This is a genomic window from Parvimonas pharyngis, assembly GCF_046569675.1.
Classification (GTDB): domain Bacteria; phylum Bacillota; class Clostridia; order Tissierellales; family Peptoniphilaceae; genus Parvimonas.
The window spans coordinates 47,161-72,330 of sequence record NZ_JBKICJ010000001.1 but is presented as its reverse complement, the minus strand read 5'-3'; the positions used below and the strand labels follow the sequence as shown (position 1 = coordinate 72,330).

General features: G+C 27.7%; 21 protein-coding genes and 1 tRNA gene. 4 read left to right on the top strand and 18 right to left on the bottom strand.

Translation table 11 applies throughout. The annotated features are described in order from the left end of the window. Window positions 1-99 precede the first annotated feature (99 nt). Both ACLGL0_RS00315 and ACLGL0_RS00310 read right to left on the bottom strand, forming a co-directional pair. A complete protein-coding gene (locus ACLGL0_RS00315) occupies window positions 100-1,311 on the bottom strand; it encodes a DNA recombination protein RmuC (RefSeq protein ID WP_411013223.1) in 1,212 nt (403 codons plus the stop codon). A 7-nt stretch (window positions 1,312-1,318) separates the two neighbouring features. After that, complete coding sequence (locus tag ACLGL0_RS00310; RefSeq protein ID WP_314557419.1) at window positions 1,319-2,323, bottom strand: polysaccharide deacetylase family protein; 1,005 nt, start codon at window positions 2,321-2,323, stop codon at window positions 1,319-1,321. A gap of 328 nt (window positions 2,324-2,651) precedes the next feature. Between ACLGL0_RS00310 and purB the strand changes: the two genes are divergently transcribed. Next, a complete protein-coding gene (purB, locus tag ACLGL0_RS00305; protein ID WP_411013222.1) occupies window positions 2,652-4,082 on the top strand; it encodes an adenylosuccinate lyase in 1,431 nt (476 codons plus the stop codon). A gap of 38 nt (window positions 4,083-4,120) precedes the next feature. Here purB and ACLGL0_RS00300 read toward each other — a convergent pair whose 3' ends face one another. From ACLGL0_RS00300 to upp, 11 genes are all read right to left on the bottom strand, one after another. After that, window positions 4,121-5,833: a M3 family oligoendopeptidase gene (locus ACLGL0_RS00300; RefSeq protein ID WP_411013221.1), complete on the bottom strand. Its 1,713-nt coding sequence runs from the start codon at window positions 5,831-5,833 to the stop codon at window positions 4,121-4,123. Window positions 5,834-5,944: 111 nt separating this feature from the next. Beyond that, entirely contained in the window at window positions 5,945-7,276 is a 1,332-nt protein-coding gene (locus ACLGL0_RS00295) for a C1 family peptidase (protein WP_411013220.1), read from the bottom strand. Between the two features lie 136 nt (window positions 7,277-7,412). After that, window positions 7,413-8,861, bottom strand: a complete 1,449-nt coding sequence (locus ACLGL0_RS00290) for a thioester-forming surface-anchored protein (protein WP_411013219.1) — start codon at window positions 8,859-8,861, stop codon at window positions 7,413-7,415. 319 nt (window positions 8,862-9,180) lie between these two features. After that, entirely contained in the window at window positions 9,181-9,768 is a 588-nt protein-coding gene (gene yihA / locus ACLGL0_RS00285; RefSeq protein WP_411013218.1) for a ribosome biogenesis GTP-binding protein YihA/YsxC, read from the bottom strand. Window position 9,769: 1 nt separating this feature from the next. Beyond that, window positions 9,770-12,118, bottom strand: coding sequence for an endopeptidase La (gene lon / locus ACLGL0_RS00280; RefSeq protein ID WP_411013217.1), 2,349 nt, complete (start codon window positions 12,116-12,118; stop codon window positions 9,770-9,772). A 13-nt stretch (window positions 12,119-12,131) separates the two neighbouring features. After that, window positions 12,132-13,355 (bottom strand): ATP-dependent Clp protease ATP-binding subunit ClpX, encoded by a 1,224-nt coding sequence (gene clpX / locus ACLGL0_RS00275; RefSeq protein WP_314557399.1) that lies wholly within the window; start codon window positions 13,353-13,355, stop codon window positions 12,132-12,134. A 10-nt stretch (window positions 13,356-13,365) separates the two neighbouring features. Next, on the bottom strand, window positions 13,366-13,944 hold the full coding sequence (clpP, locus tag ACLGL0_RS00270) for an ATP-dependent Clp endopeptidase proteolytic subunit ClpP (protein ID WP_233055420.1): 579 nt from the start codon (window positions 13,942-13,944) through the stop codon (window positions 13,366-13,368). Window positions 13,945-14,000: 56 nt separating this feature from the next. After that, complete coding sequence (tig, locus tag ACLGL0_RS00265; protein ID WP_411013216.1) at window positions 14,001-15,326, bottom strand: trigger factor; 1,326 nt, start codon at window positions 15,324-15,326, stop codon at window positions 14,001-14,003. Window positions 15,327-15,461: 135 nt separating this feature from the next. Beyond that, window positions 15,462-16,226, bottom strand: a complete 765-nt coding sequence (ygiD, locus tag ACLGL0_RS00260) for a 4,5-DOPA-extradiol-dioxygenase (RefSeq protein WP_411013215.1) — start codon at window positions 16,224-16,226, stop codon at window positions 15,462-15,464. 100 nt (window positions 16,227-16,326) lie between these two features. Continuing rightward, the gene (locus ACLGL0_RS00255; RefSeq protein ID WP_411013214.1) at window positions 16,327-17,049 is read right to left on the bottom strand and encodes a hypothetical protein; all 723 of its coding nucleotides are present in this window, start codon (window positions 17,047-17,049) and stop codon (window positions 16,327-16,329) included. Between the two features lie 118 nt (window positions 17,050-17,167). Then, window positions 17,168-17,797: a uracil phosphoribosyltransferase gene (upp, locus tag ACLGL0_RS00250; protein WP_314557391.1), complete on the bottom strand. Its 630-nt coding sequence runs from the start codon at window positions 17,795-17,797 to the stop codon at window positions 17,168-17,170. Window positions 17,798-17,994: 197 nt separating this feature from the next. Between upp and ACLGL0_RS00245 the strand changes: the two genes are divergently transcribed. Both ACLGL0_RS00245 and ACLGL0_RS00240 read left to right on the top strand, forming a co-directional pair. Beyond that, window positions 17,995-18,081, top strand: a tRNA-Leu gene (locus tag ACLGL0_RS00245). A gap of 65 nt (window positions 18,082-18,146) precedes the next feature. After that, window positions 18,147-18,542: a hypothetical protein gene (locus tag ACLGL0_RS00240; protein WP_411013213.1), complete on the top strand. Its 396-nt coding sequence runs from the start codon at window positions 18,147-18,149 to the stop codon at window positions 18,540-18,542. 72 nt (window positions 18,543-18,614) lie between these two features. On the opposite strand, the gene ACLGL0_RS00235 is transcribed toward ACLGL0_RS00240, so the two are convergent. Continuing rightward, window positions 18,615-20,309, bottom strand: a complete 1,695-nt coding sequence (locus ACLGL0_RS00235) for a phospho-sugar mutase (protein ID WP_411013468.1) — start codon at window positions 20,307-20,309, stop codon at window positions 18,615-18,617. Window positions 20,310-20,466: 157 nt separating this feature from the next. Between ACLGL0_RS00235 and ACLGL0_RS00230 the strand changes: the two genes are divergently transcribed. Then, complete coding sequence (locus ACLGL0_RS00230; RefSeq protein ID WP_411013212.1) at window positions 20,467-21,219, top strand: exodeoxyribonuclease III; 753 nt, start codon at window positions 20,467-20,469, stop codon at window positions 21,217-21,219. Window positions 21,220-21,261: 42 nt separating this feature from the next. On the opposite strand, the gene ACLGL0_RS00225 is transcribed toward ACLGL0_RS00230, so the two are convergent. Genes ACLGL0_RS00225 through phnC form a run of 4 tightly spaced genes read right to left on the bottom strand, consistent with a single transcriptional unit; the run spans window position 21,262 to window position 25,163 of the window. Then, window positions 21,262-22,764 carry a bifunctional metallophosphatase/5'-nucleotidase gene (locus ACLGL0_RS00225; RefSeq protein WP_411013211.1) on the bottom strand — a complete coding sequence of 501 codons (1,503 nt, stop codon included), beginning with the start codon at window positions 22,762-22,764 and terminating at the stop codon, window positions 21,262-21,264. Next, on the bottom strand, window positions 22,764-23,579 hold the full coding sequence (gene phnE, locus ACLGL0_RS00220; RefSeq protein WP_411013210.1) for a phosphonate ABC transporter, permease protein PhnE: 816 nt from the start codon (window positions 23,577-23,579) through the stop codon (window positions 22,764-22,766). The genes ACLGL0_RS00225 and phnE (ACLGL0_RS00220) overlap by 1 nt, the downstream gene beginning before the upstream one ends. Before the next feature lie 5 nt (window positions 23,580-23,584). Continuing rightward, window positions 23,585-24,406, bottom strand: a complete 822-nt coding sequence (phnE, locus tag ACLGL0_RS00215; RefSeq protein WP_411013209.1) for a phosphonate ABC transporter, permease protein PhnE — start codon at window positions 24,404-24,406, stop codon at window positions 23,585-23,587. Between the two features lies 1 nt (window position 24,407). After that, entirely contained in the window at window positions 24,408-25,163 is a 756-nt protein-coding gene (gene phnC / locus ACLGL0_RS00210; protein WP_411013208.1) for a phosphonate ABC transporter ATP-binding protein, read from the bottom strand. Window positions 25,164-25,170: the final 7 nt, after the last annotated feature.

The window sequence follows — 25,170 nt, the reverse complement described above, 5'->3', positions numbered from 1 at the left end:
GCAATACTATTTTTAGATTTTTTTTAATTTTTTTATAATATGAATTTACAAAAAATTAGGTAGTGTATTTTATTAATCATACACTACCTATCTTATTTTTTATTCCGTAATTTTTAGAACTTCTTCTACTTCCTCTTTATCAAAAACATCAACATTTTTTATATTATCAAAACGTCTTGTAATCTTAGTAGAAGTAGTAAAAATATCTTTAACATCCTTACTTACTTTATTTATATCTTTTTCTAAAGTTTCCCATCTCTTAGCATATCTCTCAAACTCTTCAGAAAGAGAATTTAATTCTTTTTGTATTTCTAAAGCATATTGAGATTGTTTTAAATTTTGTGAAACCGCTTGAATAGTTGTAAGTATAGCCATCATAGTTGTTGGAGAAGTTATCCACACACGTTTAGAATATGCATATTCTACTATTTTTGGCATATAAGCATTCAAGTAAGCGAATATAGCTTCAGCAGGTAAAAATAAAATAGCTTGATCTGTTGTTTCATTTTTTATTATATACTTAGTAGAAATATCATCAATATGTTTCTTTAAGTTTTGTTCAAAGCTCTTTTCATTTTCTTGCTTATTATCAGCTACATCTTCAAAAATTCTTCTATAATTTTCCAACGGAAATTTACTATCTATACATATTGTTCCTACAGGTTCTGGAGCAAATAATACCGCATCAGCCATTGTGCCATTAGAAAGCTTATATTGTTTTTGATAAATTTCTGTATTATTTCCAAATGCAGAAGATAAAACTTGATATAGTTGTACTTCCCCAAAAATACCTCTTGTTTTTTTATCTGTCAAAACATTATTCAAATTTTGAACATTATTAGATAAAAATTCCATTTTCTTCTGAGCTTCATCAAGTCTTCCTAAACTTTGCATAACATTACTGAAAGTCTTTTTGGTATCTTCAAAACTTTTTTCAAGTTTGACTTCAACACTTTCATTAATTTTATCAAGTCTTCCCTCAACAACAACAGTAAGATTTAAAAAATCTTTTTTTAACTCTGATTTTAATTTGTCATTAAAATTGAAAATAGAATCAATATTTTCTTTTCCCGCTTTTATGATATTATCATTAGTGGAATTTTTAAAATCAAGTAGTTGACTAGAAATTCTTTCATTATTTCCATTTAATTTTTCACTTAATTTATTAAATTCATCAGAAAAACTAAGTTTTAATTTTAGAACATCTTCATCAGTTATAACATCATTATTAGATTTATTTAAAAGTTTCAAAACTAATACAATTAAAATTATAACTAAAAGAAGTAAAATTCCAATTAATATATAATTCATAATTCACCTATTTTAAAATACCAAATTCATATCCATTAGATTTAAAGTAGTCAATTATACTAGGTAAAGTTTCTACTGTTAAATTTTTTCCTTGAGAGTCATGCATTAAAACAACAGCTACATTTTGTTGTTTCCAATAACTTAAAGAAGTCTTAACATATTTTAACATTTCATCTTTATTTGTAGGTCTAACCTTTTGAGGCTCTGCATCCCCAGATAAACTGTTCCAATCAATCCATTCAAGACCTAAACTTTTTAAAACTTCATCACCATTCCCTGCAGTATCAAGACCTTTCCAAGACATATGTCCACCTGGATATCTCCAAACACCAGTATTAAAGTTTTCTCCTATTAGTTCTTTTAATCTACTTATTGTTTTCTCAGCTTCTTGTTTTATAACAGAAACATTAGGAACTCTGTTTGGATATAATTTGTTATAATCATGAGAAAAACTATGAATAGCAATACCATGACCTTCTTTTAATTCTCTTTCTAAATAAGGTTTAGCTTGATCATTTAATGTTTTTCCAACTATAAAGAAAGTTGCTGGAACTTGTTTTTCTTTTAAAATATCCAAAACTTTATCTGTAATTCCTGGAGTAACTCCATCATCAAAAGTTAAAAATACAATTTTCTTTCCTGAATATTCTTTTTTACTCATTATATAATCTCTTATTTCAGCAGTATCATAAGCATATGAATCAGCTGATTTTATATGACTTCCTGATTCTGAAAGATCTAAACCATTAGAAGTTTTCTTTTCAGTATTTTCTTTCGAATTCTCAGTTTGTTTTTCACTTGTATTAGTTTCAGTATTTTCTTTTGAATTCCCAGTTTTAGCTTCCTTGTTTTGTGTTTGTGTCTTATTTTGGTAAATAACACCTAAGGCATATTTTCCACCTAAAAATACAAAAAGTGCTAAGAATACCGCTGTTATTATAACAAAATTTTCTCTTCGTCTTCTTTTCTTTCTTCTATTTTTCATTACTTTAATTTTTTCTTCATTATTCATTATTAAAACGACCTCCTTGTTTATATTCGTAATATTCTTCACCCATTAGAATAAATCTAAATTGTTTTTTCATATAATTAAAGCTTAACGCTTTGCTTATTATACCATATTTATAAATAGATTGTAAACTGAAATATAAGTTATATCAACATTTTTTTATTTTTGTTAAAAACTATTTTAATAAAACAATTTATGATATAATAAATATAACATTATATCTTGTAAAAAAGGTGTACATATATTGAGAATTTATCCATACTATTTTATAGTTTATTATAAATTATGGATAAAAAAATTTTAAAACTAAAAATACAATTAAGGAGTTTTTATGAAAGACATTTATTCAAATCCACTAACAAGTAGATATTCAAGCAAAGAAATGAGTTATATTTTTTCTGACGAATTTAAGTTTAAAACTTGGAGAAAACTATGGATAACTCTAGCAAAAGGCGAACAAAGCTTAGGCTTAAATATAACAGATGAACAAATTCAAGAACTTGAATCTTTTAAAGATAACATCAATTTTGATGTTGCTTTAGAAAGAGAAAAAATTGTAAAACATGATGTAATGAGTCACGTTTACGCTTATGGTGTTCAATGTCCAAACGCAAAAGGCATTATTCATTTAGGTGCTACTAGTTGTTTTGTAGGAGATAATACTGAACTTATAGTTATTAAAGAAGCACTTTTAGTAATCAAGAAAAAGATTATAAATGTCTTGAATTTACTAAAATCTAATGCTCTAAAATATAAGAATATTCCTACTCTTGCATATACTCATTTTCAAGCAGCACAACCTACAACTGTAGGAAAAAGATTAACTCTATATATGCAAGACTTGCTAATAGATCTTGAAGAATTAGATTTCATATTAAACAACTTAAAGCTTCGTGGAGCAAAAGGCACAACTGGAAGTCAAGCTTCATTTATGGAACTTTTTGATAATGATGAAGAAAAAGTTAAAAAGCTTGATAATTATATTGCTCAAGAAATGAACTTTAAGGGAGTTTTTACTGTTACAAGTCAAACATATACGAGAAAAATTGACAGTAAAGTTTTATTTTTATTATCAAATATAGCACAATCCGCTCATAAATTCTCTAATGATTTAAGACTTTTACAACATCTTAAAGAAATTGAAGAACCTTTCGGCAAAAGTCAAATAGGATCCTCAGCAATGCCTTATAAGAGAAATCCTATGAAATCAGAAAGAATCGGAGCCTTATCAAATTTTGTTATTTCAAATGTTATGAATCCTTCAATAACTTTTGCTACTCAATGGTTTGAGAGAACTTTAGATGATAGTGCAAATAAAAGACTTTCAATTTCTCAAGGATTTTTAGCAGTAGATGGTATATTAGAGCTTTATGCAAATGTTGTTGATGGAATGGTAGTATATGAAAAAGTAATAGAAAAACATTTAATGGCAGAATTACCATTTATGGCAAGTGAAAATATAATGATGAATCAAGTAAAAAAAGGTGGAGATAGACAAGAACTTCACGAAAGAATTAGAGAGCTTTCTCAAATTGCAGGAAAAAATGTAAAAGAAAAAGGGCTTGAAAATAACTTGTTAGAATTAATAGAAAATGATGAATTTTTTGATATAAGCAAAGAGGAACTTAATGAAGTTCTAGACCCTATGAAATATATAGGAAGATGTCCTTCTCAAGTTGATGAATTTATAGAAAAAGAAGTTAATCCTATTTTAGAAGAAAACAAAAATATGATTGAAGATATAAAAGAAATAGAGGTTTAAAAAAACGCTCCGATTGGAGCGTTTTTTTGCTTTATCTCTTAAAATTTACTTGCATCAACAGAATTTAGGTATTCTTCTATTGGTTCAACAGCTTTTTTAATTGTTCCATTAATAAATGGATTTTCTAATTTTGCTACATCAAGAAGTTGTAAGAATGGCTTTGTACCACCTGTTTTACATAGTCTTAAATAATCCTCAAATGCTGTTTTATGATCTTTCCTATCTTTATTCCAGAATTGGAAAGCACATACTTGAGCCAAAGTATAATCTATATAATAGAAAGGCATTTGATAAACATGTCTTTGTCTAAACCAGAATCCACCTTCCTCTAGAACTTTAATTCCATCGTAATCTCTATGTGGCAAATATTTCTTTTCCAATTCTCTGTATTTTGCACGTCTTTCTTTTGGAGAAAGTTCAGGATTTTCGTATACAACATGTTGGAATTCATCTATTAAAGCTCCATAAGGTAAGAACATCAATGCATGTGTAATATGATTGTATCTAAATTTATCAGCTTCTTCTTCAAAGAATAAATCCATCCATGGCCAAGTGAAAAACTCCATACTCATAGAATGAATTTCTGCTGATTCCATTCCTGGCCAAGTATATTCTGGAATATAATCTCTTGATGAGAAAACTTGAAATGCATGTCCAGCTTCATGAGTTAAAACTTCAACATCATGAGTTGTTCCATTAAAATTAGCAAATATAAATGGACTTCTCCAATTACTTAAATAAGTACAATATCCGCCAGCAGCTTTTGTACTCTTTGCATCTAAGTCAAAAAGATTTTTTCTTTTCATAAAATCAAAAAATTCTTTAGTTTCTGGTGATAATTCGCTGTACATTTTTTCAGCTCTTTCAAGCATCCAATCTTTTTCTCCATGAGGAGCAGGGTTTCCTGACTTAAAGAAAATTGGTTCATCATAGAAAGTAAGTTTATCTAATCCTATTCTCTTTCTTTGTTCTTCTCTTAATTTGTTACAAAGAGGAACTATTGTTTCTACAATTTGTTTTCTATAGGATTCTACATCTTTTGCATTGTAGTCAACTCTACCCATTTTTTTATAACCAAGTTCAACGAAGTTTTTATAGCCTAACTTTTTAGCCATTCTATCTCTTATCTTAACAATCTTATCATAAATTTCATCTAATTTTTCAGTTTGTTCATCATAAACTTCTGAAATAAGATTTGTAGCTTTTCTTCTAACATCAGGATCTTTATCTTGAGAATACTTAGAAAGTTGAGTTAAATTTAATTGTTCTCCATTCCATTCTTTTGAACAAGAAGATAAAAGTTTTTGATATTCCATAACAACCTTTGCTTCTTCTACTAAGTCTTCTATAATTGAAGGATTAAATGTCAATAAATAATTTTCATATTTTTGAAATAAATATACACCAAACTTTTCTTCAAGTTCTTTTCTAAATTTGCTATTTACAAATTCTCTAATATATTCTACTGAAACTTCTTCAACTTTAGGAAAATTTTCTTGTATGAATTGCATTTCTTTATCATAGAATTCATCTTTAGTATCTATTGAATTTTTAATATGTGCTAAAGAAACCATACTGTCTGCATCTGATGTTAATTCATTAAGCTCATTATAAGTTTCAATAGCTTCATCAACTGTTTTAGCATTTACAAGTCTTTCAGTTAAGTCTCTAATATCTGCTATTAATTTTTCTAAATCAGGACGAATATATTTATAGTCCTCAAATTTTAAATCTAAATTTTCTTTAGTCATAACTACCTCCTACAAATCCAATTTATAAAACTATTATAACATAATTATTATATAAAAAACTTTTTTAATAATAATTTTTAAAAAGAAATAACTTAGTAATTCCTTTTAAATTTATCTTCTTAACATCATTGCATATGGTTCCCATGGTTCAATCTTTATAGATTCTTCTTCTAAACCTTTTAACCATTTTTCATCAACAAATTTTTTATCAACAATTGCACAGATGTTTTCATTATTAAACCAAGAGTCACTCATTGAAAAAATTCCTTTATCTCCTAGTTCATCTCCCCAAGAATTTTCAACTTGCCATTTAATAGGATTACCATTTTCATCTAAATCAACGCCTACAAATGTCATTGCATGAGTTAAATCTGTACATCTATAATCAATTCTATCAGCTCTAGAAAACTCGCCGAGTTCTGTTAAAGTCTCATCATAGTTGAATAAGTCTTTATCCATTATACCTAGTTTTCTATCACAGTTTTTCATAACATCACAAGCAAACCACACTGCTTCTCCAGACTTTATTGATTCTATTATTGCCTTTTTGATTTCTTCTTGAGGAACATTTAATGAAGCAACTGGACTAGCTTCTCTAACTGATTTAAAATATTTTAATTCTATTTTTTTACCATATGGATATATACCTCTAGGATCTTCAATTAAATCGACTTTATTCGTAAAATAATCTCCAACATATTCTTCATAGAATTTTTTAGGAGTTAAATTATTAACTTTATGGAAGTTATTATCTTTATCAGTATACTCAAAATCAAAAGTTTCAGGTAGTTTTCCTAAAGTTTTTGTACATATATTATAAACTTCATAAAGAGTTTCTTCTTTTATTTTCTTTAAATCTTCAATTGATGCTCCATCTGAATGAGCTTTTCTCATATTCATTGCAGTTCTTTTTAGTCTAAGATTAATTTGTTCAACAAAAGCACTAGAATTAGAAGAACTAAAAGTTTCAGGCATTACAGACTTTGGAACAATTCCATATTTTGAAATTAAACCATCAAAACACTCAAAATAATTACCATCATCTGCACCAAGATATAATAAACTATCCATAAGTCTAGAACCTATAGGTTCGTCAATATGTTCAATCATTACTTCTAAAAAGTTATTTGATTTTTCCATTTTATCCATAAAAAATAAATATACTTGTGAAAATTCAAAATCACTTAGATTAAGTTTTTCAATCACTTTTAATCTTAATACATTTAAACCTGAGAACATCCAACAACGTCCAGATTGTTTTTGGTTTGTAATAGACGCCTTCTTTACACTATTAGAAAACTTAAAATTATGAAATCTTAAAGCATCATTATTTAAAGAACTTGCTTCTATACCGTTTTTTGCAATAGCATTTGAAATAACTTTACTTGTTAAATCACTTTCAAAACGTTCTTTAAAATTTTTCATCATTTCGTTTGTAATCATAAAATATTCCCTCCATAATTAAAAATTTATAACACAATCATAGTATCACAATAATATTTATATTTCAATACATATTTTAAAAATAATAAAGATTATTAACAAAAAAAGTTAGGAAAAAATCCTAACTTTTTAATAATTATTTATTTCTTCTTTTTACAGTAATAATACTAATACCTGATATAATAGCAACTACTATAGAACTAACTTGAGTAATTCCTGTTTTTGGTAATTTTGAATTTTTCTCAACATTAGGTTTATTAGGTTCTGGTTTTGGACCAGGTTTTGGACCAGGTTGTAAGTTAGGTTTAGCATTATCAGTTACTGTTACTTTTCCATTTTCTGCTACTACTGTTTCCCCTTGTGCTATTGCTCCAAGTGTTACAGTTCCATCTGCTTTTACTGTAAATGTAAAGTCTGTCACTGCTAAAAATCCTTCTGGTGCTGCTTCTTCATGGAATCTATATTCTCCTGGTTCAAGTTGAACTTTATGACTTGTTGCTCCACTTGTCCATTCTTCTACTTTTTGTGTTCCCTTATAGATTTCTATCTTTGCTCCAGCTAATTCTGTTCCACCTAATTTTACCTTGCTAAACTCAACTTCTTTTGTTGTTGGTTGTGGGTCAGGTTTAGCATTGTCAGTTACTGTTACTTTTCCATTTTCTGCTACTACTGTTTCCCCTTGTGCTATTGCTCCAAGTGTTACAGTTCCATCTGCTTTTACTGTAAATGTAAAGTCTGTCACTGCTAAAAATCCTTCTGGTGCTGCTTCTTCATGGAATCTATATTCTCCTGGTTCAAGTTGAACTTTATGACTTGTTGCTCCACTTGTCCATTCTTCTACTTTTTGTGTTCCCTTATAGATTTCTATCTTTGCTCCAGCTAATTCTGTTCCACCTAATTTTACCTTACTAAACTCAACTTCTACTTTTTCAGATTCCTGAAAATGACCACTTAGTAAGTTTTGATAATCAGCATTTTTACTTCTATAAATATCAAGCTTTAATCCTGCAGGTATCTCAGTTGTACTATTAACTAAATCATTAAATGCATCTTTCTCATTTTGAGTATAATTGTTTCCACTCGTATCTCTATTAGGCATATTGTACTTATCTGTATAGTACCAAACAGCAAATTGAGTTATTTGTCTAAATTGTCCATCGGTTAAAGCATATTTTTCTTTTATTCCTGATTTATTATTTGGAAATCCATTATAAATAACTCTTACTAATCCATTATAAAGGTCCTCACCAGTAACTCTTTCAGTATCAGCAAGTTCTTCAAATCTTTCAGCAGTTCCAAGCTCTTTAGTGTACTTAATTCTTCTTGGTGAATTCAAACTTTCTGGGAATGATCTATGATCATTAAAACAATAGCCAACAATTCCTTTTTCATTTGATCCTTCTGGTCTAATATATATTGGATTCTTAATATGATCAGTTGCTGGATATTCACCTGGCTTTGTGTAAGCTTCATAAATATTATCCTCTGCATTAATAAATACACTAGAAATAATAGGAAGCAACACAGCTAACATTAACATAAATGTTAATAATGGTTTTTTTAAATTTCTTAAAAATTCTTTCATTTCTTCTCCTCCTAAAAAATTTTTTAATAAATGCATTGTAAGCTTCTGTTTAATTAATAGTATCAATTTAATGAAATCAATCTTTTAAAAAATAAACTAAGTTTTCCCCATGCAAATGTAGCAAAAAAACAATTTTTTTGATAGTCACTCTAATTATATATACAACAGACTAATTTGTCAATAATTTTCACTATTTTATATTAATTGGATTTAAATAAATAATAACTATTAAATATAATTTATTATTTTTTTCTTAAAACAAACATTAGTTGTAATAAAAAAGATAGAGACTATTGAACAATCTCTATCCTTAATTTTATTATTCCATTAAAATTTCTTCTATTTTTTGATGAATCATTTCCAAATTAACTTTAGAATCCGAACTAAATGGTAAAATCAAACTACCATCTTTTATATTAAGTGTATCCTTTATTATTTTTATATGTTTATTCCATTGACCTTTAGATATTTTGTCAGCTTTTGTAGCAATAACATAGCCTGTAAAACCATATTCTAAAAGCCAATTATACATAAGCACATCTTCTTTACTCGGGGCATGCCTAATATCAACTACAAGTATAACTTCACACAAATTTTCTCGATTTGAAAGATAGGTTTCTATAATAACTCCCCATTTTTCTTTTTCACTTTTTGAAACTTGAGCAAATCCATATCCCGGTAAATCTACTAATCTAAATGAATTATTTATTTTATAAAAATTTACCGTTCTAGTTTTCCCAGGCTTAGAACTGGTTCTTGCAAGATTTTTTCTATTTATAAAAGCATTTATAAAACTTGACTTGCCCACATTACTTCTACCAGCAAAGGCAACTTCTTTTAAATCTGAATTAGGATACTGTGAAACAATCGCGGCAATTTGCTCTAATTCACTTGAGATTATTTTCACTTTACACCTCTTTTTCTAAAACTAAATCTAATACTTCACAAACATCTGAAACAGTATATATATTCAATGTTTCTCTAATTTCTTCAGGAATTTCATCAATATCCACTTCATTTTCTTTTGGAATTATTATATTTTTTATTCCATATCTATTAGCTGCAAGTATCTTTTCTTTAAGACCTCCTATAGCTAAAACTCTACCTCTTAAAGTAACTTCCCCTGTCATTGCAAACTGTCTGTTTACTTTCCTATTTGTTAGAGCACTAACTATAGCTGTTGTCATTGTTATTCCTGCTGAAGGACCATCTTTAGGAACAGCTCCTTCTGGAACATGGATATGAATATCTTTTTCCTTATAGAAATTTTCATCAATATTAAATTTCTCAGCCTTACTTCTAACAAAAGAAATTGCAGTCATAGCAGATTCTTTCATAACATCACCAAGTTGTCCGGTTAGTTGAATTTTTCCAGTACCATTAACAATATCAGTTTCAATTGTTAAAAGTTCTCCTCCGACTTCTGTCCATGCTAAACCATTTACCAATCCAACTCTATCTTCTTTTTCAAGAACATCATCATGAAATCTCCTTTTTCCTAAGAAATCAACTAGATTTTTTGAACTAACAGTTACTTTTTTACTATCCTTAGAAACCAAAATGACAGCTGCTTTTCTTATAATTTTTTCTATCATTCTTTCTAAATTTCTAACACCAGATTCTCTAGTATAATATCTAATTATATCTCTAACCGCTTCTGGTTTTATATCTAGCATTTTTTTATTAATTGAAAAAGTTTTAAATTCTTTTGGAATTAAATGATTAATAGCTATTTTTTCTTTTTCGTCATAAGTATAGCTAGAAACCGGAATAACTTCCATTCTATCAAGTAAAGGTGATGGAATTGTAGAAGTTGTATTTGCAGTTGTTATAAACATAACTTTTGAAAGATCAAAAGGGATATTTATATAATTATCTGTAAATTTATTATTTTGTTCAGGATCTAAAACCTCTAGTAGAGCACTAGAAGGATCCCCTCTAAAATCATTAGAAACTTTATCTATCTCATCAAGTAACATTACAGGATTATTAACCTTACATTGTTCTAAAAGAGTTAATATCTTCCCAGGCATTGCTCCTACATATGTTCTTCTATGTCCTCTTATTTCACTTTCATCATGAAGTCCTCCTAGACGCATAGAAACAAATTCTCTATTTAAGGACTTAGCTATTGATCTAGCAATTGACGTTTTACCTACACCTGGAGGCCCTACTAAACATATAATTGAACCCTTTTGATTATTTGATATCTTTCTTAAAGCTATTGACTCAACAATTCTGTCCTTAACATCTTTAAGTCCAAAATGTTCTTTGTCTAATACTTTTCTAGTATATGCTACATCTAATTTTTCTTTTTTTGATTTTTTCCATGGTAGTGAAACTATTTTATCAAGATAACTTCTTATTACATTTCCCTCAGGAGAACCTGATGGAATTTCAGAAAGTTTTCTAATTTCTTTAAATAACATTTCTTCAATGTTCTCATCAAATCCAAAACTCATTATAGTATTTGCATACTCATCCAATTCAGAGCTAAGGTCCTCACCATCTCCAAGTTCTTCTTTTATTATATTAAGTTGTTCTCTTAAATAATATTCTCTTTGATTTTTATTTAATCTTGAAGACACTTTTCTAGACAAACTCTCTTCAAGAAATGATAATTCAATAGAGTTTTGTAAAGTTTCATACAACTTTTCAAGTCTTTCTCTCATATCAAAAATCTTAAAGTTTTCGTAATGTTCATCATCTGTTAATCTCATAATATAACTAGCTACATTATTTGTAAACTTGTCCATATTTGAAGAATTTTGAACACTTACTTCAGTATCAACATCTAAATGTCTTTTCTTTGCAGTATATTCTTGAAATGCTACTTCTACCATATTTCTTAAAGTTGATAATTCTGAATCAACTTCTTCAGAAACTTCATCATAATAGAATTCTTGAACATCTGCTGTTAAAAATTTCCCATCATCGTATATCTTCTTTGCTTTACATCTACATATACCTTCAGCTAAAACTCTTGTAATTCCATTATTCATTTTTAAAATTTGTTTAACGATAACAACAGTTCCCATTTCATATAAATCTTCAGACTTAGGATCTTCTGTCCTAATATCCTTTTGTGTAAAAGCAACTAAAATTGAATCTTTTTTTAAAGCAGACTCTATTGCATCTATAGACTTTTTTCTACCAGCATCAAAATGAACAACTGAGTATGGATAAATCCAAAGCCCTCTAAGAGCTATTACTGGTCTATTTAATTTTTCTTCAATATTAAACTTTATATTACTCATAAATATTTTTCCTTTATTTTGTACTTTCTTTATATATTAAAACAGGATTTGATTTACCTAAAACAACATCTCTTGTAACAATACATTTTTCTACATCTTTCTCTGAAGGTAATGTAAACATTGTATCTAGGAGAGCACTTTCAATAACAGCACGTAAACCTCTAGCCCCAGTTTTTCTTTCAAGAGCTATTTTAGCTATTTCTTTTATTGCATCTTTTTCAAACTCTAATTCAATATTATCCATAGATAAAAGTTCTTTATATTGTTTTATTAATGCATTTTTAGGTTCTTCCAAAATTCTAATTAAAGAATCTTCATTTAAACTTTCCAAAGTTACTATCATTGGTATTCTACCTACAAATTCAGGTATTAATCCATATTTTAGTAAATCTTCCGGTCTTAAATTCTTAATTATTTCAGAAAAATCATCAAGTTTATCCGTTTTAACATCTGCGCCAAATCCCATTGATTTTTTTTCGAGTCTGGCTTTTAAAATTGAATCTATTCCTTGGAATGCTCCTCCAACAATAAATAAAATATTAGTTGTATCAACTTGAATATATTGTTGATCAGGATGTTTTCTTCCTCCCTTAGGAGGAACATTAGCAACTGTACCTTCTATTATTTTTAAAAGAGACTGTTGAACACCCTCTCCACTAACATCTCTAGTTATTGAAGGATTTTCACTCTTTCTTGTAATTTTATCAATTTCGTCAATATATATTATTCCTTTTTCAGCTCTTTCTATATCATAGTCAGCTGCTTGAACTAATTTTAAAACTATATTCTCAACATCTTCACCAACATAACCCGCTTCTGTTAAAGTAGTAGCATCTGCTATTGCAAAAGGTACATCTAAAACTTTTGCAAGAGTTTGAGCTAAAAGAGTTTTCCCACTTCCTGTAGGTCCAACAAGTAAAATATTAGACTTTTGAATTTCAACTTCACTTTCTACATCTCTATTAATTCTCTTATAGTGATTGTACACAGCAACACTTAATGCTTTCTTAGCATTATCTTGTTGAATAATATATTCATCTAAAATATTTTTTATTTCTATAGGAGTTGGTAATTTTTCTAAGCTTTCTCTTTTCTTTGTTCTTTCTTGATATTCAAGCATAGAATGACAAATCTCAACACACTCATTGCAAATATTTGCATTAATCCCGCTTACAATTTGATCTACTTCTTCAACTTCTTTTCCACAAAAAGAACATCTTGTAATCTTTTTTTCCAAAATTAACTCCTTAACTTTCAATTACTTCATCAATAATTCCATATTCTTTTGCTTCATAAGCAGTCATATAGAAATCTCTATCTGTATCTTTTTCAATCTTTTTAAGTGGTTGTCCAGTTCTTTTTGCTAATATCTCATTTAAAGTTGCTCTTACTTGAAGTATCTTTTCAGCTTGAATTTTAATATCTTCAGCTTGTCCTTGAGCTCCTCCTAATGGTTGGTGAATCATAATATCAGCATTTGGTAAAGCGAATCTTTTTCCCTTTGCTCCAGACGTTAATAAAAATGCTCCCATACTTGCAGCACGACCAATACAAATTGTACTTACATCAGGTTTAATGTATTGAATTGTATCATAGATTGCAAGTCCTGCGCTAACAGAACCACCTGGACTATTTATATATATTTGAATATCTTTTTTAGGATCTTCTGATTCTAAAAATAAAAGTTGTGCAACAATCAAATCTGCCATTTGATCATTCACTTCTCCACTTAAAAATATAATTCTTTCTTTTAAAAGTCTTGAATAAATATCATAAGACCTTTCTCCTCTATTAGTTTGTTCAACTACCATAGGTATAAGTGCCATAACTACCTCCTAATAAAAAATATAGCTTAACAAAACGCAAGCTATATTTTAACTAATTATTCTTCAACAGTTTCTTTTTTAGGTTCTTGGAATTTAACAAGACTTACCAAATGATCAACCGCTTTTCTTCTAATTAAACTTGCAGTAATACCTTCTAGACCTTCTCCTGATTTTAATTCCTTCTTGAATTCTTCAAAATCTTTTACTTTCATATTCTTTCCGAATTCATCAATTTCTTTATCAATTTCTTCTTCAGATACTTCAATATTTTCTAATTTTGCAAAAGCGTCAATAACAAGTTCAGCATTAGCTCTCTTAGTAGCTTCTGGTCTTAATTGTTCTCTAACTGCTTCTTCTGTAGTATTTAACATTTTGAAATAATTATCTAAATCCATATTGTATTGTCTAATTCTACCTGCAAAATCTCTAAAAGCTTTATCAACTTCTTCATTTATCATAGATTCTGGAGCTTCTACATTTGAACTTTCTATAAGAGCATCAATCGCATTATTTTGTTTTTGAACTAATGCATTTCTTTCTGCTGCTTCAGTTAAATTTTTCTTAATATCTGCTCTGTATTCTTCCAATGTATCAAATTCTGAAACATCTTTTGCGAATTCATCATCTAATTCTGGAAGTTGTTTTTCTTTAATTGAATTTATTTTTACTTTGAAAAGTGCTTCTTTCCCTTTTAATTCTTCTGAGTGGTATTCTTCAGGGAAAACAACATTAACATCAACATTATCTCCAATATTCTTTCCAAGTAATTGTTCTTCAAATCCTGGAATAAATGTATGTGATCCCACTACTAAATCATAATTTTCTGATTTACCACCATCAAATGGAACACCTTCAACGCTTCCTTCAAAATCAATATTTACAGTATCCATATCTTTAACTGGTCTATCTTCTACTGAAACTATTCTTGCGTTATTTTCACGTTCTTTATTAATTCTATCTTCAACCATTTCATCAGTTACTTCAATTTTTACATCATCAGCAACTAGATTTTTATAATCTCCTAATTCTGGAACTGGTTTTAATTCTTGTTCAAATTTGATAACAATAGCCTTGTTTTTATCAAATTCTTCAATGTCAATCTTTGGCATTCCGCAGATATCTTTGTTTAATTCTAATTCTTTAACAGCTTCTTCAAATAAATCTGGTAATAGTTCATTAACAGCATCTTCAAAGAAAATTCCTTCTCCATAGTTTAATTCAATAATTTTTCTTGGAGCTTTTCCTTTTCTAAATCCTGGAATGTTAAATCTTGATCTCATTTTATTATAAACTTTATTTATTGAAGCTTCAAACGCTTCTGGACTTATTTCTGATGTAAAAACAACTTTCTTTTCATCTCTTGATACTAATTTAGTATTCATACATATCCCTCCTAATTCCTATATAAAAATATATTATTTTCTATTTACATACCCAAAAATTATAACATAAAATATCATATAATTCAATACATTTTACTAAATTTAAGATACAATTTAATTGGAATATTACACAATTTAGCTTTCAAAAATATAACTTGTCATTGAAATAGATCCTAGGGAACATCCTTCATTAAATATTTCTACTTGCTTATATTCTTGTGCACATCCTAACGCAATGAGTAAAGGATAGAAATGCTCAGGAGTCGGGACAGAATGTCTATAATCAAAAATGTTATTATTAAAATTTACTATTGCTTCAATATTTTTATTAATAATATTTTCTTTAATAAAATTATCAAATTTATTAGCCCAGTTAAATCCATCTTGTTTATTATAATCTATTAACTGTAAATTATGGACTATATTTCCACTTGCCACAACTACTATATCATCATTCAATAACTTTTTTAATTCTTTTCCAAACTCATATTGTTCTCTTGGACTTTTATTTTTATCAACACTTAATATTACAACAGGTATATCTGCAGAAGGATAAGTTTTACATAATATACTCCAAATCCCATGATCAATCCCCCATGAATTATCCTCTTTAACATCAAGTTCAGATATTATTCTTTTTGCAAAATCAACATCATTTTTTGGTTCGTATTTAATTTCATATAGTTCTCTTGGGAAACCATACATATCATAAATTTGTTCATTACTTTCTGCAGTTCTTACAAATTGTCCATCAGTATACCAATGAGCAGAAATCGCAAGAATCATCTTTGGTTTTTTTATTTTTCGACTTAAAAATTTCCAACTTTCACTAAATTCATTGTTTTCTATTGCATTCATTGGTGATCCATGTCCAATAAATACTACATTTTTATTATTCATATTTATCACCTGACTAATTTATACCCATTTTATTTTTTTGATATACAAAATCACTGTTGGATAAAAAAATGTTACTCATAAATGAGTAACATTTTAATAATTATTTTTCTAAGTTAACTGAATTCCAATCTGAATAAGAAGTTGTACATTCAATTTTAACTAAGCCTTTCTGTCCAGAATAATCAGCTGTCCAATGAATTCTTTTTAAATAATATGAGTCCTTTATAAAAACAGCTTCAAAAGAAAATTTAACTTCATTTGGAGTAACTTTATCAAGTTTTAACTTATATTCTGTCTCTAATAACTTATATATATCAGATGAATTAGCACCATCTTTAAATTTTATGAGGTATTCATCGTCTTTTTCTTCCAGTTCAAAATCATTTTGATTAAAAGCATATATTCCTTTTAATAATTTAAAATAATCAGGATTTATACTATAAGTAACATTAGTTTTTTCAGAAGTATCTTCTATACCATCAATCATTTTAGTTAAAATAAGAGTTCTATTTTGATCTCCTACCATTTTAGCTATATAATTATTATCAGATTCATTCGAAGGACCATTGTAATTAATTTCAGCTATCCCTTTAGAGACATTTTTACTGATAGGGTCTACAAATATCTGAGCTTTCATTAACTGAGTTTTTAACTTTCCTGTACTTTCATTGCTAATTCCATTTACTAAATAATATGAATTTACAGTGTTATTAACATTTTTAGCATTTTCTAATACTTCACTAATATCTTTTTTTGAACATGCTGTAAAAGTAAAGATTCCAAATAGTAAAGCTACTAATAAAATTCTTTTATTTTTAAACATTTTTATCACCTCTAATTTTTTTCTTTGATAATTATATCACAAATAATTAAATTTATAAAGTATATTAATAATCTAATAAAAAAAGTTGGAGAAAAGTCCAACTTTTTAAATCAATTAATTATTTAGTTCCAAATAATCTATCTCCTGCATCTCCTAGTCCTGGAATAATATAGCTATGTTCATTTAATCTTTCATCAAGAGCCGCTACAAAAATATCTACATCTGGATGATTTTTTTGAACTGCATTAACACCCTCAGGTGCAGCAATGATACAAACTAATTTGATATTTTTACATCCTTTTTGTTTTAAAAGTTTAATCGCATCAGATGCTGAACCACCCGTTGCAAGCATTGGGTCAAGAACTAAAAAATCTCTTTCTTCAGCATCAACAGGTAATTTACAGTAATATTCAACTGGTTGTAATGTTTCAGGATCACGATATAATCCGATATGTCCAACTTTAGCAGCAGGAAGAATATTTAACATTCCCTCAACCATTCCAAGTCCAGCTCTTAAGATAGGAACAACTCCTAACTTTTTACCAGATAATCTTTTAACCTTTGTCTTTTGTAATGGTGTTTCAATTTCTACTTCATCAGTTTTTAAATCTCTCGTAACTTCGTAAGCCATAAGCATTGAAATTTCATTTATCAAAGCTCTAAAATCTTTTCCACCCGTATTTTTGTCTCTTAAATATCCTAGCTTATGTGAAATAACTGGATGGTCGAATACTGTTAAATTTGACATATTATTTCCTCCTATAATTATGCAAAAATTTTTACCCTATTAAATTATAATTTTTACTATTATACAAAATTTTTATTAAATAGTAAAGTCTATTAACTATTTAGTTAAAATATTTGTAATATTTTTATACAAAAATTTGAAATATAATTATTGAAATCTTTCTACTTTTATGTTATACTATTCGAGTAATTAAATACGCCGGCGTGTCGGAACTGGCAGACGAGACAGACTCAAAATCTGTTATCCGCAAGGGTGTGTGGGTTCGAGTCCCACTGCCGGCACCATATTAAAAACTAACTTTTGTTAGTTTTTTTATTACAAAAAAACTTCTAGAAAGGATAAATTTATAATGTTAAAAGAAAAAAATATAGAAGAATATATTACGAATAAAGGTTGGAAATTTTCTAATAATAAATCCATAGTTGGAGTTATTATGCCTAGTAAAATAAGTTTATTTTTTGGAACTGGAGGTATATTTACTACAAAATATATTGCTTTACATTTTGGAGAAGACGGTATAGCTGTTATGCCTTTGAATAATTTAACGGGAAAAATCGAATCTAAATCTAGCTTTTTAATAACTAATAATAGAATAAAAAGTATAAATTTTAAAAAGAAATTACTTTCATATCAATTAATTATTGGTGGAGAAAATTTTGAATTAAAATGTAGAGTAAATAAAATTACTATTGCAGCCTCTTGGCATAAGAAAGGATTAGCAAATATCTTAGAACAGTATAATTAATTTTAGAATTTACCAAATACTATATTTAGATTTTAATAATAAAAAAAGGTATGAATTATCATACCTTTTTCTTTATTTAACATTATTCATTTTTTCTCTACACACTTTTTCTATTAAATCTAATTTATCTATACTTTCTTTTTCAGTTTTACCTATTGTATAAATATATAATTTAATTTTAGGTTCTGTTCCTGATGGTCTTAAAGCATACCAAGATCCATCGTTTAAATAATATTTAAGACAATTTTGTTTTGGAAAATCTAAATATCCTTCTTTAAAATCTATTATTTTTTCTAAAGAAATTTTTCCTATTTCTTTAATAGGATTATTCCTAAAGTCTTCCATCATTCTTCCAATTCTTTGTTGTCCTTCTATTCCCTCAAGTTCTAGAGAAACTTGTCTTTCATTATAATATCCGAATTCTTCGTAAATATCATTTAAAACATCTAATAAACTCTTTCCTTGTTTTTTGTAATATGCAGCCATTTCTACAACCATCATAGAAGCTCCAACAGCGTCTTTATCTCTTACAAATGTTCCATAGCAGAAACCTATGCTTTCTTCATATCCAAAAACATAATTTTTTTCTTTTGTAACATCATATTCATTTGTCTTTCCACAGATATTTTTAAAACCTGTTAATGTTTCAACTGTTTCAATTCCATATTTTTTTGCAATAGTCTTAGATAAATCTCCTGTTACAATTGACTTGACTAACACTGGATTTTCAGGTAAATTATTAAGAGCATGTCTTTGTGAGAAAATATAATATGATAATAGTGCTCCTATTCTATTACCATTTAAAAATACATACTCCCCATTTTTATCTTTTACTTCTAGAGCAACTCTATCACAATCTGGATCAGTTGCAATTAAAATATCAGCGTCAACTTCTTTACCTAATTTTTCAGAATATAGAAAAGCTTTAGGTACTTCTGGGTTTGGATATCCTACAGTTGTAAATTCAGGATCTGGAAGTTCTTGTTCTTTAACAACAAATATATTTTTAAATCCTCTTCTCTTTAACACTTCTCTTACAGGTAGATTCCCAACACCATTTAATGGAGTGTATACAACCTTTATATCTTTGTCTATATTATTATCATTTATAGTTAAATTTAAAACTTCATTTTTATAATCTTCATCTACTGAATCATCAATATATTTTGCAATTCCACTTTTTAACGCTTCCTCAAATGGAATTTGTTTAACTTCTTCAAATTTTTCAATTTTTTGCATATGATCAGAAATTTGATTTGCTATATCATCAAGAATTTGAGAGCCTTCCTTCCAATATGCTTTATATCCATTATATGCTTGAGGATTATGACTTGCAGTAACCATTACTCCCGCAATACAATTTAATTTTCTTATAGCATAAGAACACATTGGAGTAGGTCTTATTCCTTTATAAATATATGATTTAATTCCATTTCCAGCCATTATAGAGCATGTAAGTTCAGCAAATTCTTTAGAACCATATCTAACATCATAACTTAATGCTACTCCCCTTTCAATAGCTTCTTTACCATGATCAATTATTGTATTTGCTAGAGCCTGAGCCGCTTTTGAAACCATATATTTATTCATTCTATTTGTTCCAGCACCTAGCTTTCCACGAAGTCCAGCAGTTCCAAATTCTAAAACTTTATAAAATCTATCTTTAATTTCTTCTTCATCATCTTTTATAGAAACTAAATCTTTTTTTGTATTTTCATCAAAAAAGTCATTATTTAACCATTCTTCATAAACTTTTCTATAATCTATCATAAAGTCCTCCTAAATATATATTACATTATATTTTACATCAAAAGGTATTTTTTTTCAACTGAAGAATATTATTCAAACTAAAAATATTTGTTTGTACTTTAAAAATTATGGTATAATTAAGTAGTATGATTAAATAAAATTATGAGGTGATAAAATGAGATTTGTTTCTTGGAATGTAAATGGACTTAGGGCTTGTCTTAAAAAAGGATTTTTAGACTATTTTAATGATATTGATGTAGATTTTTTTTGTTTGCAAGAAATTAAAATGAGTGAAGGACAACTTGACCTTGAACTTGAGGGATATGAAACTTACTATAATTATGCTCAAAGAAAGGGATATAGTGGAACTGCAATTTTTACTAAACATAAACCTTTGAGTGTAAAATATGGTATGGGAATTGAAGAACATGATAACGAAGGAAGACTTATAACTTTAGAATATGACGATTTCTTTCTAGTAACTTGCTATACTCCAAATTCAAAACAAGACCTTTTAAGACTTGATTATAGAATGGTTTGGGAAGATGCATTTAGAAATTACTTACTTGAATTAAATAAAACAAAATCAGTAATAGTTTGTGGTGACTTAAATGTTGCTCATAAAGAAATTGACCTAAAAAATCCTAAGACAAATAGAAAAAATGCTGGATTTACTGATCAAGAAAGAGAAAAAATGTCAATTCTTTTAGATAGTGGATTTACTGATACTTTTAGATTCTTCTATCCTGATAAAGAAAATGAATATAGTTGGTGGAGTTATTTCGGAAAATCAAGAGAAAAAAATACAGGTTGGAGAATTGATTATTTCTTAACTTCAAAAGATATGGATGATAGACTTGTTGATGCTCAAATTCATCAAAGCATTTTAGGTAGTGATCACTGTCCTGTATATCTAGAAATTAAATAATTGTAATAAAAAAGACTATTACTTCTTGTAATAGTCTTTTTTCTATTCAACGATTTTTAATTTTATATTATTTTTATCCTCAATTTCAACATAATTATTTTCTTTTACATAATCAATTAAAACTTCACCTATATCTCTTGTATCTTCTTTAAGAGTCTTTAATTGAGGAAAAAGTGAAAAATTACCTCCCCCAGTTGCCCTATAATTATTTAATACAAGTTTATATTTCTTTTCTAAATTTATATCTTCCCCTTCAACTTTTACATCGGATATAAAATTTTTTCCACTCTTTGAAATATTCATTGTATATTCTATCCCATCAAGCAAATCATAATTATACATCTCTCTTTTTGGATATAAGAATTTTGGATTTATATCAATCTCATCATCTTTAACAATCCAATATGTTGAAAGTTGTGTAAGATAATCTAAAATATTTTGTCCACTCATCTCTTTTAAAACGAGAGTATTTGGAAAAGGATAATTTAAAATAATATCTCTATATCTTAACTTTTTACCAAAACCAGGCATTACTTCAAAAAGACAACAAGCAGAAATATCAGCATCCATTGTTTCCTTTTGAATTTTATTTATAAAACTTGTAATTGAATGCTTTTCTAATTGTGCAGTTTTAGTATTTGAAATATACATTTCTTTATTACAACTACCAATTTCTATATCTAACCATTTTTCAGTTTCGTTTAAAGCTTTTTTAAACTTTTCTTCCATATCTAAATCAATTTCAAAATTTGAAATATCTTTTAGATTAACTGAGATATTCTCATCAAATACAATCTCCATACAAGTTGAGCATCCATCACCACATTGTATTACAAGTGTATCTTTTATTTTTCCTTTTAAAGTTCTATGTTGATGTCCAGTTACCAAAACATCTATTCCAGAAATTTTATCACAAATTTCGTATCCGACATTTTCACCTGTTAAGTTTTCAGTTGGTTCTCCACTTTCCAAGTCTCTCTCAAAACCACCATGATAGAATACAATAACATAATCAACTTTATTCCTAACAGTTTGAACTGAATTTTTAACTGTCTCAAAAACATTTAAAATTTCAAGATTTTGAAGATTATTAGGATTTTCCCAATGGTCAATATAATCAGTTACAACCCCAATTAGTGCAATTTTTTTATTGTCAATTTCAACAATATTTGTATTACCTAGTTTTTCATTTTTATACTTTACATTATTTGTAATACATTTTGCATTGTTTTCTTTAACATATTTATATAAAAATTCACTTCCATAGTTAAAATCATGATTTCCAATATTTATAAAATCACAATCAAGATGATTAAGTGCTTTTGCAACTAGATTCTCTTTTAAATTTGCATTAGCATAGGTAACCAACGGTGTTCCTTGGTTTATATCTCCATTATCAACATAGATTACTTTTCCTTTTAGTCTTTCTTCTTTTAAAAAAGTTGAAAATCTAGAAAGTCCTTTATTTGCAACAGATGAATTTACAAAATTATATGCTAATATATTTCCATGAACATCAGTTGTTGATAAAATTTTAAAAGCCATTAATATCCCCTCGCCAATTTTCTTCTTACATTATTTGAAAATACTTCTATTATTAGAACTAAAACTATGATTCCAACTAAAATTGATCCAACTTCATTCCAACGATAATTGTTCATTGCAAAAATTAATGGTGCACCAATACCACCAGCCCCTACAAGTCCAAGAACTGAAGCATCTCTTAAATTCATATCAAATCTATAAATAACAATTGAAATTAGCTTTGAATATATTTGTGGTAAAATACCATATCTAATTTGTTCGATTTTTGTACATCCAATCGCTGAAAGAGATTCTATAATACCAAAATCTAAATCTTCAATAACATCTATATATAACTTAGTTACCATTCCTATTGAAACAACTGACATTGTAAATACCCCTGCCAAAGCACCAGGGCCTGTAACTCCTATAAACATAAGTCCATAGATAAAAGCAGGTACAGTTCTAACACACATTGTAAAGAACCTTCCTATTACAGCTACATATTTCGAAACAATTTTCTTTGCAGAAATAAATGCAAAAGGAATTGATATAATTGCCCCAATTATTGTTCCTAAAAATGCAATACACATAGTTTCAAATAATAAGTAAATAACACCTTTATTGTCAAGTCTAAAAAGAAATTCTAAATCCGGATGTAATATTCCACCTATAATATTTTTAGCAATAGTCATTGAGTCTTTAACATCTTCACCTTTTTTTATTGACATCGCTGACCATACTAATAGTCCTAAAACAATCACCACAACTGAAATAATATATGTGTATGATTTTGGCTCTTTATTTAATTTTTCTTCTACTCTTGTATTATTCATTTCCATTACTCCAACCTTTCTCTAAAATGTTCACTTACAATTTCTATTACAAACACAGTTAAAAGTAATAAAAATACAATAGTACCAACTTTGGAGTATTCTCTCCATCCTAATTTTTCATTTAATATCATACCAATACCACCAGCACCAACATAACCTAGTATTGCAGCATATCTTACATTTCCTTCAAAGTTAAATAATGAAGTTGATATATATGATGGCAATACAACTGGTAATATTGCATATCTAAAAGCATAGAATTTAGTAAAACCCATTGACTCCATACATTCAAATGCTCCCATATCAACAGTTTCAATTTGTTCATATAATAATTTTCCAACATAAGATAATGAGAAAATGAATATTGCAACAGTTCCTGCAAAAGTTCCAAGTCCCCATATATAAGTTGCAATTAAAGCACAAACAAGAGATGGTAATGTTCTTAAAATACTTAAAAATAATTTAAAAAATCCATTTACAAATTTATTTTTCGTTATATTGTTAGAAGCTAAAATTGCAATTGGTAAAGAAACCAACGCCCCTAAAAATGAACCCATCAATGACATTTTAATAGTATCAAAAAGAGGAGTCAAAACCTCTTTAGTATAACTAAAATCTGGTGGAATCATTCCTTTTAAAATATTAAAAAAGTTTCCAAAATTGCTAAAAACTTCAAAATTAAAATCTGTTACTCTTATTGATATATACATCAATACAATTACGATTATTGTTATTAAAGGAGTTTTTGATCTCGGTCTAAAAACTACTTTGCCATTATCTAAAGTTATTTTTTCTTTTGGAAATATAGTATCAAATATATTCTTCATATTATTCTCCAATTACAAATAAATCTTTTTGGTAAATTTTATCTAAAATTTCCTTTGTAATATCACTTGATTTTCCATCATAAACAATTCTACCTTTATTTATTCCAACTACTCTTTCACAATATTTTAAAGCTAAATCAACATCATGAATATTAATTAAAATCGTAATTTTATTTTCTTTATTAATTTTTCTAAAGTCTTCCATAACTTGATTTGATGTAACAGGATCAAGTGCTGCAACAGGTTCATCAGCTAATATAATTTGAGGACTTTGTCCTAATGCTCTAGCTAATGCAACTCTTTGTTGTTGTCCACCAGAAAGTTGGTCAACTCTTACATATGCTTTTTCTAACATATCTACTTTATCTAGAGCTTCTAAAGATTTTATCTTACATTCCTTTGGAAAGATTCCAAAGAATTTTCTAAAACCTGTTAAATCGGGAACAAATGCTGTTAATACATTTTTAATAACTGTAGCTCTTGTAACCAAGTTAAAAGATTGAAAAATCATACCTATTTTTCTTCTAAATTTTCTAATTTCAGAACCATTTAATTTTTTAACATCAACATCATTTACAATCAACTCTCCAGATGTAATTTCATGCATCTTATTGACACATCTTATTAATGTTGATTTTCCTGAACCTGAAAGTCCTATTATAGCAACGAATTCACCTTGTTCAATTTTTAAATCAACATCAATTAATCCTTTTGTTCCATTTGGATATACTTTACTAACATTTTTAAATTCTATCATTTTCTTC